The 17,873-nt window shown below is 64.6% G+C and carries 18 protein-coding genes and 1 tRNA gene; 7 read left to right on the forward strand and 12 right to left on the reverse strand.

Features of this window, described 5'->3' with window-relative positions; genetic code table 11:
• Positions 1-8: 8 nt before the first annotated feature.
• From K408_RS0111560 to rpmI, 6 genes are all read right to left on the reverse strand, one after another.
• Positions 9-779, reverse strand: coding sequence for a sulfite exporter TauE/SafE family protein (locus K408_RS0111560; RefSeq protein WP_024338637.1), 771 nt, complete (start codon positions 777-779; stop codon positions 9-11).
• Between the two features lie 55 nt (positions 780-834).
• Positions 835-3,243, reverse strand: a complete 2,409-nt coding sequence (gene pheT / locus K408_RS0111565) for a phenylalanine--tRNA ligase subunit beta (RefSeq protein ID WP_024338636.1) — start codon at positions 3,241-3,243, stop codon at positions 835-837.
• Entirely contained in the window at positions 3,240-3,710 is a 471-nt protein-coding gene (locus K408_RS0111570) for an endonuclease domain-containing protein (RefSeq protein WP_024338635.1), read from the reverse strand. The genes pheT and K408_RS0111570 overlap by 4 nt, the downstream gene beginning before the upstream one ends.
• Before the next feature lie 86 nt (positions 3,711-3,796).
• Positions 3,797-4,879: a phenylalanine--tRNA ligase subunit alpha gene (gene pheS, locus K408_RS0111575; RefSeq protein WP_024338634.1), complete on the reverse strand. Its 1,083-nt coding sequence runs from the start codon at positions 4,877-4,879 to the stop codon at positions 3,797-3,799.
• A gap of 216 nt (positions 4,880-5,095) precedes the next feature.
• Positions 5,096-5,455: a 50S ribosomal protein L20 gene (gene rplT, locus K408_RS0111580; RefSeq protein WP_024338633.1), complete on the reverse strand. Its 360-nt coding sequence runs from the start codon at positions 5,453-5,455 to the stop codon at positions 5,096-5,098.
• A gap of 79 nt (positions 5,456-5,534) precedes the next feature.
• Entirely contained in the window at positions 5,535-5,735 is a 201-nt protein-coding gene (gene rpmI / locus K408_RS0111585; RefSeq protein ID WP_008539890.1) for a 50S ribosomal protein L35, read from the reverse strand.
• Between the two features lie 271 nt (positions 5,736-6,006).
• Between rpmI and K408_RS0111590 the strand changes: the two genes are divergently transcribed.
• Positions 6,007-6,411: a hypothetical protein gene (locus K408_RS0111590; protein WP_024338632.1), complete on the forward strand. Its 405-nt coding sequence runs from the start codon at positions 6,007-6,009 to the stop codon at positions 6,409-6,411.
• Between the two features lie 202 nt (positions 6,412-6,613).
• On the opposite strand, the gene infC is transcribed toward K408_RS0111590, so the two are convergent.
• Complete coding sequence (gene infC / locus K408_RS0111595) at positions 6,614-7,153, reverse strand: translation initiation factor IF-3 (protein ID WP_080654865.1); 540 nt, start codon at positions 7,151-7,153, stop codon at positions 6,614-6,616.
• A 250-nt stretch (positions 7,154-7,403) separates the two neighbouring features.
• On the opposite strand from infC, the gene K408_RS0111600 reads away from it, so the two are divergent.
• Complete coding sequence (locus tag K408_RS0111600; protein ID WP_024338630.1) at positions 7,404-8,192, forward strand: alpha/beta hydrolase; 789 nt, start codon at positions 7,404-7,406, stop codon at positions 8,190-8,192.
• Positions 8,193-8,293: 101 nt separating this feature from the next.
• A complete protein-coding gene (locus tag K408_RS0111605) occupies positions 8,294-8,761 on the forward strand; it encodes a nuclear transport factor 2 family protein (protein WP_024338629.1) in 468 nt (155 codons plus the stop codon).
• A 61-nt stretch (positions 8,762-8,822) separates the two neighbouring features.
• On the opposite strand, the gene K408_RS0111610 is transcribed toward K408_RS0111605, so the two are convergent.
• From K408_RS0111610 to K408_RS0111620, 3 genes are read right to left on the reverse strand one after another with little or no spacing between them, the layout of a single operon-like run.
• Positions 8,823-9,620, reverse strand: a complete 798-nt coding sequence (locus K408_RS0111610; RefSeq protein ID WP_024338628.1) for an acyl-CoA thioesterase domain-containing protein — start codon at positions 9,618-9,620, stop codon at positions 8,823-8,825.
• A gap of 47 nt (positions 9,621-9,667) precedes the next feature.
• Entirely contained in the window at positions 9,668-10,861 is a 1,194-nt protein-coding gene (gene queG, locus K408_RS0111615; protein WP_024338627.1) for a tRNA epoxyqueuosine(34) reductase QueG, read from the reverse strand.
• On the reverse strand, positions 10,810-11,502 hold the full coding sequence (locus K408_RS0111620) for a glutathione S-transferase family protein (protein WP_024338626.1): 693 nt from the start codon (positions 11,500-11,502) through the stop codon (positions 10,810-10,812). The genes queG and K408_RS0111620 overlap by 52 nt, the downstream gene beginning before the upstream one ends.
• 169 nt (positions 11,503-11,671) lie before the next feature.
• Between K408_RS0111620 and K408_RS0111625 the strand changes: the two genes are divergently transcribed.
• The 3 genes from K408_RS0111625 (at position 11,672) to K408_RS0111635 (ending at position 14,733) form a co-directional block, all read left to right on the forward strand.
• Positions 11,672-12,478, forward strand: coding sequence for an undecaprenyl-diphosphate phosphatase (locus K408_RS0111625; protein WP_024338625.1), 807 nt, complete (start codon positions 11,672-11,674; stop codon positions 12,476-12,478).
• Positions 12,479-12,663: 185 nt separating this feature from the next.
• Positions 12,664-13,989, forward strand: coding sequence for an FAD-binding oxidoreductase (locus tag K408_RS0111630; protein WP_024338624.1), 1,326 nt, complete (start codon positions 12,664-12,666; stop codon positions 13,987-13,989).
• Between the two features lie 3 nt (positions 13,990-13,992).
• On the forward strand, positions 13,993-14,733 hold the full coding sequence (locus K408_RS0111635) for an SDR family oxidoreductase (RefSeq protein WP_024338623.1): 741 nt from the start codon (positions 13,993-13,995) through the stop codon (positions 14,731-14,733).
• Between the two features lie 51 nt (positions 14,734-14,784).
• Here K408_RS0111635 and K408_RS0111640 read toward each other — a convergent pair whose 3' ends face one another.
• Positions 14,785-15,750, reverse strand: coding sequence for a complex I NDUFA9 subunit family protein (locus K408_RS0111640; RefSeq protein ID WP_024338622.1), 966 nt, complete (start codon positions 15,748-15,750; stop codon positions 14,785-14,787).
• 152 nt (positions 15,751-15,902) lie between these two features.
• On the opposite strand from K408_RS0111640, the gene K408_RS0111645 reads away from it, so the two are divergent.
• Positions 15,903-15,989: transfer RNA gene (locus K408_RS0111645), tRNA-Leu, on the forward strand.
• Between the two features lie 494 nt (positions 15,990-16,483).
• Here the strand turns inward: K408_RS0111645 and K408_RS0111655 are convergent.
• Positions 16,484-17,755: an MFS transporter gene (locus K408_RS0111655; protein ID WP_024338620.1), complete on the reverse strand. Its 1,272-nt coding sequence runs from the start codon at positions 17,753-17,755 to the stop codon at positions 16,484-16,486.
• Between the last annotated feature and the right edge of the window lie 118 nt (positions 17,756-17,873).

Below are 17,873 nucleotides of genomic sequence, written 5' to 3' on the forward strand. Positions count from 1 at the left end.
GCGGTGGTTTACCGCAAGATCCCGTCCAGCACCGGCAGCCCGGCAATCACAGCCATGGCGATCAGGGCGTAGCAAATGCCGCGAAACACTTTCTCGCTGGCGCGGCCGAACAGCGAGGCGCCGAAGGCGACGCCAAGCGCATAGACCGGGCCGACGATCAGGGAGAGCACCAGAGACTCACGGCTGATCAGACCGGTGGCCGCATAGCTGACCATGGAAAAGAAATCCGACGCGCCGAAGAACAGCACGATGTTGGCGCGCGCGACGATCGGTGGGATGGGGCGGCCGAGCCAATAGCCGACGATCGGCGGGCCGCCGGTCTGTGCGAGCCCGCTGCAGAAGCCGGAGAGGCCGCCGATGCCGACCGAGAGCCAGGCGTGGTCCTTGCCGCGATAGCGCCAGCCCGACAGCAGTAGGAGCAAGAGCGCTGCGACGAAACAGGAGATGATCCAGCGCGTGGTGACGGGCTCGAGCACGCTGAGGAAATAGGTGCCGACGGGTACGCCGATCAGCGCGCCGAGCACGATCACCGCCGTGGCCTTGCGGTCCGCCTTGCGCCAGGCGTCGGGCAGCAGCGGCGCCGCCGCGACAAAATCGATCACGAGCAGCAGGGCGGCAACGAGCCGCGGGGCGGCGATGCTGCTCGCCAGCGGCATGAAGATCAGCGCCGAGCCGAAGCCGGAGAAGCCGCGCGCGGTGCCCGAAACGAAGGCGACGGCGCAAAGCGCCATCGCGATGGCGAAGCTGACATCCTTCGGGAGAAAGTCGGCGAGACTCATGCTCTGTCATTCTGGAGCATGATGCTGTCCGAAGACCGCTTCACGCTTTCCGATGTCATGCTCTCAGAGTGCCGCCCGTCTTCTTCGTGACCTCGGCCACGATCTTGGCGCCGACGGCCTCGATCTCCTGGTCGGTGAGGGTTTTCTCACGCGGCTGCAGCGTGACCGCGATCGCAATCGACTTCTTGCCATCATCGATGCCCTTGCCCTCGTAGACGTCGAAGACATTCACGCCGGTGATCAGCTTCTTGTCGATGCCCTGCGCCGCGCGCACGATGTCGCCTGCCTTCACGCTGCGGTCGACGATGAAGGCAAAGTCGCGTGATACAGGCTGGAATGCCGACAGCTCGATCAAGGGCTTGGCGCGGGTCGGCTTCTTCTTCGCCTCTGGAATGCGGTCGAGGATCACCTCGAACACCATCAGCGGCCCGTCGGCACCCAGCGTCTCCAGCGCGCGCGGATGCATCTCGCCGAAATAGCCCAGCACGTTCTGCGGTCCGATCTGGATCGTGCCGGAGCGGCCCGGGTGCAGCCAGCCAGGACCGCCGGCCACGATCTGAAGCGCCTGCATCGGCGCACCGCTGGCGGCCAGCACCGCCAGCGCGTCGGCCTTGGCATCGAACACGTCAGCCTGCGCCGAACCCGACCAATGCCGTCCCAGACCTTCGGACGACGCAAGGCCGCGGCGGACGCCGCTCGCCGCCATGAACTGGTCCTGCGGGCGATCGCCCTTGAACAGCTGGCCGACCTCGAACAGGGCGACATCGCCAAAACCGCGATCGGCATTGGCCTGTGCCGCCGCGATCAGGCCGGCGAGCAGGGTCGGACGCATGTCGGAGAGATCCGAGGCGATCGGGTTGGCCACTTCGAGCGCGCGCTGGCCGCCGCCGAACAGCTCGGCGGCGGGCTTGGCGATGAACGACCACGTCACCGCCTCGACCATGCCGCGGCTTGCGAGCGCGCGCCGCGCGCGGCGGGTGCGAAGCTGGAGCGGGGTCAGCACCGGCTTGCGTGCGTCATCGCCGCGCTCGAACGGCGTCATCGGCACCTTGTCGACGCCGAAGATGCGGACGATCTCCTCGACGATGTCGGCCTTGCCGTGCACGTCGGAACGCCAGGACGGAACCGCGACCTTCACCACCGGGCCGGGGCCCGCCATCATGAAACCGAGATGGGTCAGGATGCGCTTCATCTCGGCCTGCGGCACCTCGATGCCCGACAGGCGCTTGACCTCGGTGATCGGGAATTCGATCAGGCGATCGTCGCCAAAGGCCTTGCCGACCACAACGGTCTCGGACGGCGCGCCGCCGCACATCTCCATCACCAGCTTGGTCGCGAGCTCGATCCCCGGCACCATGAAGGCCGGATCGACGCCCCGCTCGAAACGGTAGCGCGCGTCGGAATTGATGCCGAGCTTGCGGCCGGTCTGCGCGATGTTGATCTCGTTCCACAGCGCCGATTCGATCAGCACGTCGGTGGTGTCTTCGTCGCAGCCCGAGGCCTCGCCGCCCATGATGCCGGCGAGCGACTCGACGCCATGCTCGTCGGCAATCACGCAGATCGAGGGATCGAGATTGTAGGTGCGGCCGTCAAGCGCGAGCAGGCTCTCGCCCTCGCGGGCCCGGCGCACGACGAGATTGCCCTTCACCTTCTTGGCGTCGAACACATGCAGCGGCCGCGCGCGGTCGAAGGTCATGAAGTTGGTGATGTCGACCAGCGCGTTGATCGGGCGCAGCCCGATCGCGGTCAGCCGCTTCTGCAGCCATTCCGGCGACGGTCCGTTCTTGACGCCGCGCACGAGGCGCAGCGCGAAGCCGGGACACAAGGTGGCATCCTCGACCGTCACCTTCACCGGGCAGGGGAATTCGCCCTTGATCGGCTTGATCGTGGGGTCCTTGAACTTGCCCATGTCGGCGGCGGCGAGGTCGCGCGCGATGCCGTGCACGCCGGTGCAGTCCTGCCGGTTCGGCGTCAGGTTGATCTCGACCACGGGATCGCCGAGCGCCGCCCATTCGGCATAGCCGGCCCCGATCGGTGCATCCGCCGGCAATTCCATGATGCCGTCATGGTCATTGGAGACCTGCAATTCGGCCGCCGAGCACAGCATGCCGCGGCTCTCGACGCCGCGGATGGTGCCGACACCGAGCGTGATATCCTTGCCGGGAATGTAGGTGCCGGGCGGCGAGAACACGCTGACGAGGCCTGCGCGCGCATTCGGCGCACCGCACACCACCTGCACCGGCGCGCCGCCGTCGCCGGTGTCGACCATGCAGACCCGCAGGCGATCCGCATTCGGATGCTGTTCGGCCGAGATCACTCTCGCAATGGTGAAAGGCTTCAGCGCCTTCGCCTTGTCCTCGATGTTCTCCACCTCGAGACCGATCATGGTGAGCTTGTCGGCGAGCTTTTCCAGGGGCTCGTCGGTGTCGAGATGGTCTTTCAGCCAGGAGAGGGTGAATTTCATGGCTGTGCGCCTCGGCTCTTGTCTGTGTCTAAGAATTGATCTTGGTCGATGTCAGTGTACTCTCCCCCCTTGTGGGGGAGGGTAAGGGAGGGGGGTGAGCCGCGGGCGCCGGCGGAAGCTGCCTGGCGGATTGCCTCAACAACTCCCTCGAGGTTCGTCATCACCTGATCGTTGGTGAAGCGCAGAACCTGAAAACCCTCGGCGGCGAAGAAGGCGTCGCGACGCTCATCCTTCTTCTGACGCTCCTCGAAATCGTGGGATTCTCCGTCGAGCTCAATGATGAGCTTAGAGGAGAAGCACACAAAGTCAGCGATGTAGTTTCCGATCGGCGTTTGCCGCCGGATGCCGACACCATCCATGCGATTGGCTTTCAGGTAGCGCCACAGCAGTGTTTCATCGTGCGTCATCGCTCGGCGAAGCTGCTTCGCCTTGCTGCGTTGACGCTCGCTCACAACTGCGTGCGGCATCCGCGGCTACCCCCCTCCCTGACCCTCCCCCACAAGGGGGGAGGGAACGGAGAGAGTCTGCGCAATCTCACATTGGATCACCGCCCTCACGAGCTCAGCCCTCCGGCAAGCGTCGGCACTTCGAGCGGCCTGAAGCCATAGTGGCCCAGCCAGCGGACGTCGCTGTCGAACAGCTGGCGCAGGTCGGCGATGCCGTATTTCAGCATGGCGATGCGGTCGATGCCCATGCCCCAGGCAAAGCCCTGGTACTCGTCCGGATCGATGCCGCAGGCGCGCAGCACGTTCGGATGCACCATGCCGCAGCCGAGAATCTCGAGCCAGTCCTCGCCCTCGCCGAAGCGGATCTCGCCCTTGTCGCGGCGGCACTGGATGTCGACTTCCAGCGACGGCTCGGTGAACGGGAAGAACGACGGCCGGAAGCGCATGTTGATGTGGTCGACCTCGAAGAACGCCTTGCAGAACTCGTGCAGGATCCATTTGAGGTGGCCGAGATGCGAGCTCTTGTCGATGACGAGGCCTTCGACCTGGTGGAATTGCGGCGTGTGGGTCGCGTCCGAATCGATGCGGTAGGTGCGGCCCGGGCAGATCACGCGGATCGGCGGCTTCTGGCTGAGCATGGTGCGCACCTGCACCGGCGAGGTGTGGGTTCGCAGCAGCATGCGCGAGCCGTCCTCCTTCGGATGGAAGAAGAACGTGTCGTGCATCTCGCGCGCCGGATGGCCTTCCGGGAAATTCAGCTTGGTGAAGTTGTAGTCGTCGGTCTCGATATCCGGGCCTTCGGCGACAGAGAATCCCATGTCCGCGAAGATCGTGGTCAGCTCGTCCCAGACCTGGCTCAGAGGATGGATACGGCCGGCCTCGGCCGGCGCATCACGCAGGGGCAGGGTGACGTCGACAGTCTCGGCGGCGAGCCGCGCGTCGAGCGCGGCCGACTTCAGCACGTCGCGGCGCGCGGCGAGCGCCGTGGTGACCTCGTCCTTGGCCTGGTTGATCGCGGCGCCCTGCGTCTTGCGCTCGTCCGGCGACATCTTGCCGAGCGTGGCGAGCAGTGCGGAGATCGAACCCTTCTTGCCGAGGGCTGCGACGCGCACGGCTTCCAACGCCGCCTCGTCGGCGGCCGCGGCGATGTCGGCGATGATCTGGGCTTGAAGTTGGACAAGATCGGTCATGGCAATCCCTTTTGGCCAGGATGCTGAGCCGATGATCCTAGCCCGTCACGCCCGGCCCAAAAGCGCGAAGCGCGTCTTCGCGTTAGATTCGCCGGGCATCCACGTCGGAGAAGTGTGTTTGCGCAAGAAATGACGGCCGGGGCTTTAAGGCGCGAGATGCACCTCTGCCCGGGCCATCACAAGCCGAATGCTGCGCAGAGCACAGTGGAGGACGGCTTACGCCGCCAACGCGGCCTTGGCCTTCTCGGCGATCGCCTGGAACGCGGCGGGCTCGCGAACCGCGAGATCCGACAGCACCTTGCGGTCCACGGTGATCCCGGACTTGGCCATGCCGTCGATAAATCGGCTGTAGGTCAGGCCGAACGGACGGACTGCCGCGTTGATGCGCTGGATCCAGAGCGCGCGGAACGTCCGCTTCTTGCGCTTGCGGTCACGGAAGGCATATTGCATCGCCTTCTCGACGGCCGGCTTGGCGGCGCGGATGGTGTTCTTGCGGCGGCCGTAGAAACCCTTGGCGGCCTTGTAGACTTTCTTGTGCTTGGCGTGGGCGGTCACACCGCGTTTGACGCGAGACATGACGAAATCCTTCAGAGATGACTTTGGTTATCGGATTGCCGCGGGATGCGCGGCAGAGTGGCAGTGATCGTGGACGCGATCAGGCGTTCGGCAAGAAGTACTTCTTGACGTTGTCGCCGTCGGTCTTGAACAGCACGCGGGTGCCGCGGAGCTGACGGATCTGCTTCTTCGTCCGCTTGATCATGCCGTGACGCTTGCCGCGCTGGGCGTGCATCACTTTGCCGGTGGCAGTCACCTTGAAGCGCTTTTTAGCGCCCGATTTGGTCTTCAGCTTGGGCATTTGGCTCTCCTAATGGCCACAGGGATCCGCCCGCGAAGGCGGCTGGACCGTCAAAAATGCTCGTTAGAGCGTTGATTGTGCTTAGGTTTTGCGAACGAGCGCGAAACCCCGCACGAGACACCGCCACGGCAGCCCTTAATCAGCCGGGCGATGAAGGCTGGGCTTATGACAGAGGATCGGCGAAATGGCAACGATGAACCCGCGGAACAGGCCCGGAGACTATCGGCTGTCGCCACCTCATGCCCCCAGTCGCACCCGGAGCAGGACCAAAATGGCCCATTTCCCGCAATCGATCTCCTCTTTGCCGACCCTTGGCCGCCCGCGTCGCCTGGCGCTGCTCGCCGTGCTTGCCGCGGCCGCGCTGCCGTCGACCGCCGATGCCCGTGTCCGCGGCTATGACGGCATCTGGAACGTCACCTTCGCCACCACGCGGGGAAATTGCAGCTCGGGCTACAGCGTCCCCTTCACGGTAACCGGCAGCCGCGTCTCGTCCGCCGGCGGCGGCCGCGTCTCGGGCAGGGTCAATCGTTCCGGCGCCGTCGCCGTCCAGGTCTCGGTCGGCGCCTCCCATGCCAGCGGCGGCGGCCGCCTCGGTGGCATGAACGGCACGGGATCGTGGAAAGGCGTCATTTCCGGCGACCAGTGCAGTGGCACCTGGCAGGCAACGCGCACGTAGTCGCCAGGAAGCTGGTGCGCTCCCTCCTCCGCTTGCGAGGATGGCTGGGCAGAGGGTGTCTCGCAAGCGAGAGCCCGGAGGGGTAAGAACCTTCCCCCACGCCTTGGGCGCGACCTCTCTCGGGAGCGGGAGAGGTGAACAACAAAACGGCCCGCCGGAGATCCGGACGGGCCGTTGAACTCTCAGTCCCAACACACCGGCGTCAGCGCGGCGCGAGCACCATGACGACCTGGCGGCCTTCAAACCGCGCGTCCTGCTCGACCTTGGCGAGCTCGGCGACGTCGGTCTTGATCTTGTCCAGCAGCTTGGTGCCGATCTCCTGGTGCGCCATTTCGCGGCCGCGATAGCGCAACGTGATCTTGACCTTGTCGCCCTCTTCGAAGAATCGCTGCATCGCGCGCATCTTCACGTCGTAATCGTGGTCGTCGATCATCGGGCGGAGCTTGATCTCCTTGATCTCGACGGTCTTCTGCCGCTTGCGGGCTTCCGCGGCTTTCTTTTGAGCGGAATACTTGTACTTCCCGTAGTCCATGATCTTGCAGACGGGAGGGCTGGCATTCGGCGAAATCTCGACCAGATCCATGCCGACTTCCTGAGCCATCCGGATGGCGAGGACGGTCTCGACCGTGCCCTTGTTCTCACCGGTCTGGTCGATCAGCTGGATCTGCGCATTGCGGATATCATCATTGATGCGCGGCCCGTCTTTGCTGGCAGCGGGCGGAGCTTTATTAGGACGGCGAATGGGTGGTTCTCCAAAGTTGTGAAGGAAGCGGCTATCTTGAAGGAAGATGCGTTTGCCGGCAAGCAAGTCGCTCATGCGAGGCGCGAAAAACCCTCAAATGCGAGGCATTTTGGCCACGCCTGGGCACGCTGACGACATAGACACCTTGCTTCTGTTCCGCAAGCGTCCCAAACGGCCAATGTCGGCATCGGGCTGCGTCGTGGCGGCACGCCCGGTTCAGTTCAAACCGCATAGCCAGAGTAAACGTTCCATGACGGATATAATTCCAGATGCCGTGCTCGACTTCATCGATGTGGGCGAGGGCCCGTGCACACGCAGGATCGCCGTGCGCAGTCGGCGTGGACAGGGGCCCGGACTGTTCTGGCTCGGCGGCTTCAAGTCGGACATGCAGGGTAGCAAGGCCTTGGCGCTGGATGCCTGGGCCAGGGATCACGGCCGCGCCATGGTCCGGTTCGACTATTCGGGCCACGGCGAATCCGGCGGCGACTTCGTCGATGGAACCATTGGACGCTGGCTCGAAGATAGCGTTGCGGTGTTCGAGCGCTTCTGCGAGGGCCCGCAGGTCCTGATCGGCTCCTCCATGGGCGGCTGGATGGCGCTGCTGCTCGCGCGCGAAATCAAGAAACGTCCTGCCAAGGCGTCGCTGGCCGGGCTCGTGCTGATCGCGCCTGCGCCCGACTTCACCGAGGAACTGATGTGGAAGACTTTTCCGCCGGCGGTGAAGAAGGAGATCGAGACCAAGGGCGTCTGGCTGCGGCCGTCGGAATACGACGACGGCTCGCCCTATCCGATCACGCGGAACCTGATCGAGGAGGGCCGCAACCACCTCGTGCTCGGTAGCGCCATCGATCTCGGTTGCCCTGTCCGCATCCTGCAAGGCGCAAGGGATCCGGACGTGCCCTGGCAGCACGCTTTCGCATTGACGCACCGTCTGCCCGCTGACGACGTCGTACTGACCATGATTCAGGACGGCGATCACCGCCTCTCCCGCCCGCAGGATATCGCGCGCATCCTTGCGGCGGTGGCGGAGATCGGGTGAGATAAACCTCCCGAGCGAATGTGTTTCGACGAGCGGAGCTGCCCTCTCCCAAAAGGGGAGAGGGCACAAAAACACAAAAAGAAGCACTGGGAGGCAAGCTAATGACCACCACCGCCCTGCTGCGCGCCTTCTGCGATGCGGTCGAGCAGCGCAACGGCCGCGCCTTTGCCGAACTCTTCACCGAGGACGGCGTCTATCACGACGTCTTCTACGGCGCCTTCGAAGGCCGCGAGAAGATCGCCGCGATGATCGACGACTGGTTCTACCGCACGGCGACCGACTTCCGCTGGGACATGCACCACCCCGTCACCGACGGCACCACGCTCTATGCGCGCTACACGTTCAGCTACAAGTCAACCCTGCCGGAGGCGAACGGCGCGCGCGCGATGTTCGAGGGCGTGGCGATCATGACGCTGCGCGACGGAAAGATTGCGAGCTATCACGAGGTCGCCAACACCGCGCCGGCGTTCGTCGACTTGAAATTCGCACCGGAACGGATTGCGAAGATCGTGGCCAAGCAAGGCGCCGAACTGAAGGCGCGCCCGGAGATGCAGCGGCATCTGGGTTAGGGTCTCTCCACTCGTCATTCCGGGGCTCACGCTACGCGTACCCCGGAATGACGACGGTGAGTTATCGCTTCGACGGATTTGCCATCGGCTTGCGCTGCGCCAGCGCGGCGACCGTGGCCGTGCCGATCGGGCCCTGTTCGTCATAGAGCCAGCATTCGCCGATCGCGACGCCATCGGTGGCGTGGTGGTTCACGACCTCGAAGCCGATCCATTCAGTGACCGGCAGGCGGTGCAGATAGATCGTGACGTCGCTGTTGATGTAGCCGAGCCCCTTGTCGCCCGCATTCGCAAACGGGCTGGCGAAATCGGCGCCGGTTGCGACATGGACGAACGGGGTCATCGGCACGCCCGCAACGAGCTCGCGCACCTCGCTCATCCAGAGCCGGCGAGGTCCGAGCGAGCCCATATGGCCGATGATGGGGCGCGTTGCCCATTTGCCGTTCATGCCGAGCCTGGGATCGGTTGGCTTGGGAATCTCGGCCGGCTTCGGCGCGTCCCAGTTCGGCGGCGACCAGACATTGCCTTCGGGATTTTGTGTCTTGCGCAGCAACTGGCACGAGGCGCGCGCCATGCCGACCCCGCCGGAAAAGAATTCCGCTTCCACCACGCGTATTCGCAGTCCGTCGCGGACCAGGCGCGTCGTCACTTCGATCGGCTTATCGATGGTCGGCAGCCGAAACATGTCGACGGTGAGCCGCGCCGGCACGAATTCAGGACCGGAATGGCGCTCTTCGATGACGAAGCCGAGCAGCCCGATGATGACGCGCCCATGCAGCGATGTCGGATCCCAGGGACCATTGGCGACTTCCGTCGGATGGAATGTGTCGCCGTCGCGGGTGAAGAAAGGCATGTTTGTCATGCGTGCGAGATTGCGGGAATGGATGGGGAAATCAAGGTCCACGATCCTCATGGCGAGGAGCCGGCAGTGCTTTCTGCTTGCCACTCCTCGCGAACGCTCTCGTCGTGCTCGAGTTCGAGAGCGTGCAGCCTCAGCACCTCGAACTCCTCCCGCGCGACCAGCTGCCGCAGCGCCCACACCGCAGCCCCGCGCACCAGCGGATTCTCATCGTCCAGCAATCGTCGCGCCTCGTCCGCCAGGGACACGTCACCCGAGTTGCCGATCGCAATCAGCACGTTGCGCAAGAACCGGTCGCGGCCGATGCGCTTGACCGGTGATTTCGTGAACAGCGCGCGAAACGCCGCATCGTCGAGCCGTGCCAGTTCGGCGAGCGCAGGCGCGCGCAACTCGTCCCGGGCCGCGAGCTTCTCCTCGCGCCCCTCCCGTGCGAACTTGTTCCAGGGACATGCGGCAAGACAATCATCGCAGCCATAGATGCGATTGCCGATCGCTTTGCGGAATTCGCGCGGGATCGGCCCCTTGTTCTCTATGGTGAGATAAGAGATGCAGCGCCGCGCATCGAGCTTGTATGGCGCGGGGAATGCCGCCGTCGGGCAGATGTCGAGGCAGGCCCGGCAGGAGCCGCAATGATCGATCTCCGCATCGTCGCGCGGCAGCTCGAGCGTGGTGTAGATCGCGCCGAGAAAAAGCCACGAGCCGAACTCGCGCGAGACCAGATTGGTGTGCTTGCCCTGCCAGCCCAGATGCGCGGCCTGGGCGAGCGGCTTCTCCATCACGGCGGCGGTGTCGACGAATACCTTCACCTCGCTGGGGGCGGTCGCGACCAGCCAGCGCGCCAGCGCCTTCAGCCGCTTCTTGATCAGGTCGTGATAGTCGTCGCCCTGCGCATAGACCGAGATCGCAGCGCGCGTGCGCTGCCTCAGAACCGCCAGCGGATCCCGGTCGGGGCCGTAATTGACGCCGAGCATGATCACGCTGCGCACGTCGCTCCACAGCCCGCGCGGATCGACGCGGCGCTCGGGCTGGGCTGCGAGCCAGTCCATGTCGCCATGGCCGCCCGATGCGATGAATTCGAGGAAGTAGTTCCCGGCGCTCTCGATCGTGCCCGGCGCGGTGACGCCGATGCAGTCGAAGCCGAGCGCGCGCGCTTCGCGGCCAAGCGCGGTCTTCAGTTCAGTCGGATCGGAGCTCAGAAATCCAGGTCCACGTAGGTCCGCGACGCCGGCACGCCCGCCAGCCATTCGCTCAGCAGCGGACGGAACGACGGGCGGGACTTCACCCGCGCGTACCACGCCTTTGCTGCGTCGTCCTCGCTCCATGGCACGTCGCCCAGATAGTCGATCGCCGAAAGATGGGCCGCGGCGGCGAGATCCGCGTAGGTGAGCCGGTCGCCGGCGAGGAAATTGCGGGTCTGTGCCAGCCAGCCGATATAGGCCAGATGATAGCGCACATTGGCTTTTGCTGCGCGCATCACGTCGGCCGAAGGCGGGCCGCCGCCGTTCTCCTCGCTCATGAAGCGCTTGTAGATGCGCTCGGTGACGAGCGGGTGCGAGACCTCCTCGAAGAATTTTTCATTGAACCAGGCCATCAGCCGGCGCACCTCGACGCGCCCGGCAAGCGTTTCCGGCATCAGGCGCTTTGGCCCCATCTCGGCGCCATAGGCCTCGTCGACATATTCGGCGATGATCGCCGCGCCCGGGATCGGCGGCTGCTCGTCATCCACCACGACAGGCGTGGTGCCGGCCGCATTGAGCAGCAGAAATGCCTCGCGCCGTTCCCAGCTGCGCTCTTCGATCAGCTTCAGGTCGAACCCGTATTCGCCCGCGATCAAGCGGACGAAGCGCGAATGCGGACAGAACGGATGATGATACAGCGTAAACATGAAGCCTTTGACTATTTGATGGTGCTTAAGAATCCATCAATGTTTGTGCGGCGCCACACTAGTCCCTCAAAACCGCGAAGCAAGGGCGTGATTTCGCATTTTGCGATTGCAGCGTGGGAACGAATGGGCGAGAAGAGCCCCGCTTTTCCAGCCGAAATGGACCGTAAATATGTCAGACGCAATACGGGCAGTGATCCTCGGCATCATAGAGGGTGTGACCGAGTTCCTTCCCGTATCTTCGACCGGTCACCTCTTGCTGGCGGAGCGCTTCTTTCATCTCGGCGAGGGCGCGTTCTGGGATTCGTTTACGGTTCTGATCCAGCTCGGCGCGATTCTCGCGATCGTCGGTTTGTATTTCAGGAAGCTGTGGGACGTTGCGATCGGTCTGTTTACCGGCGATGCCTATGCGCGGCGCTTCGTGATCGGTGTGCTGGTGGCGTTTCTGCCCGCCGTGATCGTCGGCCTCGTCGCCGGCAAGTACATCAAGAGCCTGCTGTTCAATCCGTGGGTCATCTGCTTCACGCTGATCGTCGGCGGCGCCGTCCTGCTCTGGGTCGACAAGCTCGACCTCAAGCCGCGCGAGCATGACGCCACCAAGTTTCCTCTGCTGACGTATCTCTATATCGGCATCGCGCAGTGCGTGGCGATGATCCCTGGCGTGTCGCGCTCCGGCGCCAGCATCGTTGCGGCAATGCTGCTCGGGGCCGACAAGCGCGCAGCGGCGGAGTTCTCGTTCTTCCTTGCCATCCCCACCATGATCGGCGCCTTCGCCTACGACTTCTACAAGAGCCGGGCCGAGATGACGATGGACCACATCAACATCGTCGCGATCGGCTTCGTGGTGTCGTTCATCACCGCCATCATCGTGGTGAAGACGTTCCTGACCTATGTCACCCGCCACGGCTTCGTGGTGTTCGCCTGGTGGCGCGTCATCGTCGGCACGCTCGGCCTGATCGCGCTGGCGCTGGGACGGTAGATTTCGGGCCGGTGGTCCGGATGCAGTGAAGCGTAACCCGGGGCCGGTATCACTTGGGGCGCGATCCCGGATCAAGCTGGCGCTCCATCCAGGCTACGCTCCTCCTGCGCCTCAACCCAAAATAAGCTTTTGATCGGTAGTCAGTTTCCAAAGCCGGGCGGCGCGCCCGACACAGGAGCTGAGCCATGACCCTCGTCAGCGGCTGGGGCCGTTTCCCGGTCGTCGATAGCGAAGTGCTGCGTCCGCGTTCGTTCGCAGCGGTCGGCGAGGCCGTCTCGGCCGGCAGCATCGCGCGCGGCAATGGCCGCGCCTACGGCGATGCCGCGATCGGCGCCCTCAGGACCGTGACGATGACGGGCTTCGACCGGGTCAGGTCGTTCGATCCGGCGAGCGGGCGCATCCGCCTGGAGGCCGGCGTGCTGCTCTCGGACCTGATCGACACCTTCGGCCCGCGCGGTTTCCTGCCCTTCGTCGTGCCCGGCACGCGTTTCGTGTCGATCGGCGGCGCCATCGCGGCCGACGTGCACGGCAAGAACCATCATTGCGAAGGCGGCTTCGGCCGCTATGTCGATAGCATCCTGCTGCGCACGGGACAGGGCGAGACCATCGAAGCCTCGCGCGAGCAGAATTCCGATGCGTTCTTCGCCACCATCGGCGGCATGGGACTGACCGGAATCATCCTCGAAGCGACGTTGCGGCTGCGGCAGGTCGAAACGGGGTGGATCCGGGAGCGCGTGATTTCGGCATCCGATCTCGACGCCGCGATGCGCGCGCTCGAGATGAGCGATTCTGCGACCTATTCGGTGGCGTGGATTGATTGCGCCGCGCGTGGGCGTGATCTCGGCCGCTCGCTGATCTATCTCGGCGAGCAGGCGGCAAGGGACGAACTCCCTGCCGGCGCCGCCGCATTTCCCGTCGGCAAAGATCCCGGCCTTGGTGTGCCCGTCGACCTGCCCTCGATGACGCTGAACCGCTTCAGCATCCGCGCCTTCAACGAGCTGTACTACCGCATGGGCGCGCGGCGCGCCGGCGGCGGCCGCGTGGTTTCGCTCTATCCCTATTTCTTTCCGCTCGACAGTCTCAAGGACTGGAATCGCATCTATGGCAAGCGCGGCTTCCTGCAGCATCAATGCGTCGTTCCCGAAACCGGTGCGCGCGATGTGCTCGGCGACCTCCTCGATCGAGTCGCGCGACGCGGCGATGCCTCGTTCCTGGCGGTGCTGAAGAGGCTCGGCCAGGGCGACGGCATCCTGTCGTTTCCGCTGCCCGGCTATACGCTGGCGCTGGATTTCCCGTTGAGGGGCGACATCCTGAATTTTCTCGACGAGATCGATCGTCTCGTCGTCGCCGCCGGCGGACGTCTCTACCTCGCCAAGGATGCGCGCCAGTCGCGTGCGACGTTCGCGGCGGGCTATCCCGCTCTGTCGCGCTTCAACGCCATTCGCAAATCGCTCGATCCCGCTGGCAATATCCGCTCGAAATTGTCGCAACGTCTCTTCGATGAGGTCTAGGCCATGACGTCACGCAAGACTGTATTGGTGCTCGGTGGCTCCTCCGACATCGGCCGCGCCGCGGCGCGCGCCTTTGCCAAGGCGGGATACGATGTGGTGCTTGCCGGCCGCGACGTCGCCGCGCTCGAGCCGGATGCCGCCGATCTGCGCGCGCGCTACGATATCGACGTCAGTCTCGCCAGGTTCGACGTGCTCGACACGGCTTCATTCGACGCCTTTGCCGGGTCCCTTTCGGCGCTGCCCGACGTCGTGATTTCCATCGTCGGCCTGCTCGGCGTGCAGCAGAATGCCGAGAGCGATCTCGCCCACGCCACCGCGATCATGCGCTCCAACTACGAGGGGCCGTCGCTGATCCTCGGCCTGTTCGCGGAGAAGTTCTTGGCACGCGGGAGCGGTACGCTCGTCGGCGTGTCCTCGGTCGCGGGCGATCGCGGCCGTGCCTCGAACTATGTCTATGGATCGGCCAAGGCCGGCTTCTCCGCCTTCCTGTCCGGCCTGCGCGCCCGCTCCAGCCGTGGCGGCGTTCACGTGGTCACGGTGAAGCCCGGCTTCGTCCGCACCAGGATGACCGAAGGCATGAAGCTGATCGGCCCGCTCACCGTCGAGGCGAGCGTGGTGGGCGATGCAATTCTTCAGGCGGTCGAGAGAAAGACCGACGTCGTCTATGTCAGCGGCAAATGGCGCCTCGTGATGCTGATCATCAAGACGCTGCCGGAAGCGGTGTTCAAGAAGCTGAAGTTCTGAACGCTGCCGCGCTGACGGTACGCTCTCTGCCCAGCCCAGAGCAATGACGCTTTACGCGCTCTTGCGCTGGAATTGACCGGCTGCGCGGAAACGCCAGAGATATTGCGGGGCGATTGCTTCCAGCGAATCCGGGGTGATGCCGAGGCCTTCCAGCGTCAGGCCGGCCGCCTTCGCCGCCTCCGAGACGACATTGTCGCGCTCGAGCAGCGTGACCTGGTCCGGCGTCAGCTTGAAAGCGCCCGGCGCGAATTGCAGGAAGGCCGCCTTGAACCGGGCGAGGCCGAACGGCAGCGGGATCAGCATTCGCTCGCGATCGGTGATCTCAAGGATGGTCTGGATGATCTCGCGCATGGTCAGCACTTCCGGCCCGCCGAGCTCGTAGGTGCCGCCCGCCTTGGTCTTGCCGTCGACGGCGTCCGCAATCGCGGTGGCGACGTCGCCGACATAGACCGGCTGCATCTTCGTTTCGCCGCCGATCAGCGGCAGCACCGGCGACATCCGGGCAAGCGCGGCAAAGCGGTTGGTGAACTGGTCCTCGGGGCCGAATATCACGGAGGGACGGAAGATCGTCGCCGACGGCACCGCGGCCAGGGCCGCGGCCTCGCCGGCCGCCTTGGCCCTGGCGTAGCGCGAGGGCGATTCGGCATCGGCGCCGATTGCTGAAACATGCACCAGCTGTGCCCCAGCGGCGGCGGCCGCCTTGGCAACGGTCTCGGCACCCCTGGCCTGGACGGCGTCGAAGGTTTGCGCGCCGCCCTCGGTGAGGACGCCGACGAGATTGATCGCGACATGCGAATCACGCAGCGCGGCCTGGACCGAGGCCGGATAGCGCAGATTCGCCTGTACGCTGTGGATCTGCCCGACGCGGCCGAGCGGCTGGAGATGCCCGGCGAGTTCCGGCCGCCGGACCGCCACCCGGACCCGGTAATCCCTCTTGCACAGGGCGCGGACGACGCTGCGGCCCAAAAACCCCGATCCGCCGAAAACCGTGACGAGCGTGTCCAGATTCGATGCCATGAGGGGTCCCGTCCTGCCGAAAGAGTGCGTCTTGTCAGGCTTGTATCGGGCCGGTTTGCGATGCGCAATCGGCATCCCGAACCGGGCCTCAAGCATGAATTGACAACGGCGTCACCGAACCGTAGTAACCGCCTCCGTGCCCCAAACGGCATGCCCAGGTGGTGGAATTGGTAGACGCGCTGGCTTCAGGTGCCAGTGGCTTAACGGCCGTGAAGGTTCGAGTCCTTTCCTGGGCACCATGCTTTCCTGGATCGCAAGCAGATCCAGATAGATAAGCCCTTTCAGAGTGTTGCGATGGTATCGGGCCTTAGGCCGACGGCGGTGCCCTCTTTGCAATGGAGATACAGCCATCGTTAGCTGATGCAACCCGTGCTGCCGGTTGGGAGCTCGGCTGATTCATCGGAGTAGGTGCAATGCGCGGCGTCTCTGGATGGTGCGTCTTGGGATCGAGTGTCTTGGGATCGAGCGTCTTGGGCCTTTGCCTCCTCATCGGTCCGTGCGTTTCCGCGAAGGCCGCCGCACGAGGGCATCACAAGTCGCAACATGTCGTCGTTCGGCCGGGCCAGGCCGTGGTGCCAGTCTACGTCACTCCGAATGGTGTGCGCATCTATCGCGACGACTCCGTTCCCGGCGGTCTGCGGACCGACCACGACGACCCTCCAGCTTATGACGATCCATCCAAGTTCGGTGGCGGCTGATCGACGAGCCGGGCTGCTGCTGCTGCATGGTGCCCTTACACCACCAGTTTCCCCGTCCGCTCCGCCACGGCCTTCTGCACGAAATACATCGCCACCAGCGTGATGATCGTCGTCGCGACGACGACGTAGCCGATCCGGTCGAAATGGATCAGCGCGCCATCGGGCGCTTGCGCGATGATTGCGCCGGCGAGCACCGCGCCGATACCCCCGGAGAGCTGCTGGAGCGAGGCGCTCACCGCGCTGAACGAGCCGCGCTGGCTCGCATCGGGGATCGCGGACATCACCGCCTGCGACGGGATCATGCGCGAGAAGATGCCGACGAACATCAGGACGTTGACTAGAATCGCAGTCGCGAGCGAGACGTGGCCGAGGTTTGTGTAGATCAGCACCATGACCACGGTCATCGCGCATCCGAACACGAAGGTCGGATACTTGCCGAAGGCGTCGCTGGCGCGGCCGACCAGCGGTCCCGTGACGATGCTGAACAGCCCGGAGACGAGATAGATCGTCGGCAGATGCGCGATGTCGATGCCGAGATTGTGCACGGTATAGGCGCTGGAGAACGGCATCAGCATGTAACCGCCCGTCGCCAGCAGCGTCGTGACGAGGAAGGCGAGCGTATAGCGCGGCTGACCGATGGTCGCGACCAGATGGTGGAACGGGTTTCTGTCCTGCTTCAGCTTCAGATGCGCGTCGACCGGCTCCATGGCAAAGGCGATGATGGCGATTGCCGCGATCGACAGCGCGACGATCGCAACGAAGCAGACATGCCAGTTCCAGTAATTGGCGAGAAACAGCCCGGCGGGAATGCCGAGCACCTGGCTCGCGGCAAACGCCGTCTGGATGAAACCCATCACGCGGCCGCGCTGATGCAGCGGGAACAGGTCGGTGATGATGGCCAGCACGACCGCGCCGATCACGCCGCCGAACAATCCGGTCACGATCCGGCCGAGCAGCAGCACGTGATAGTTCTGCGCGGCGGCGCATAGCGCCGTTCCGAGCGTGAAGCCGACATAGAAGAACAGCAAGAGGCGCTTGCGATCGAAGCGATCGGCAAAGCCGGCGGCGAGAATGCCCGAGAGTCCCGCACTGAACGCGTAGGCCGATACCGCGACGCCGAACTGCCCCGCCGTGATGTCGAGTGCGGGCATCAGGATCGCGCCGAGCGGCGACATGATGATGAAGTCGAGAATGATCGTGAACTGCGTGAACGCGAGCAGCGCGATGAGCAGCATCTGGTAGCGCGAGAAGCCGCGCTGGCGTTGCTGTGGATCGTCGACGGGCGCTGCGAGCGTCTGTTCGGTCATTGGCACCTGGTTGAGGGCGAAGGGGAGGGGGAACTGGCAGATGGGGTGAGCAAGCACGATTTCCACGGGCCGCACGGCGCACATTGTGCCGGAATACGGGATCCCTGAAGGTTGTGGG

Source organism: Bradyrhizobium sp. in8p8 (assembly GCF_000426845.1).
Taxonomy (GTDB): domain Bacteria; phylum Pseudomonadota; class Alphaproteobacteria; order Rhizobiales; family Xanthobacteraceae; genus Bradyrhizobium; species Bradyrhizobium japonicum_C.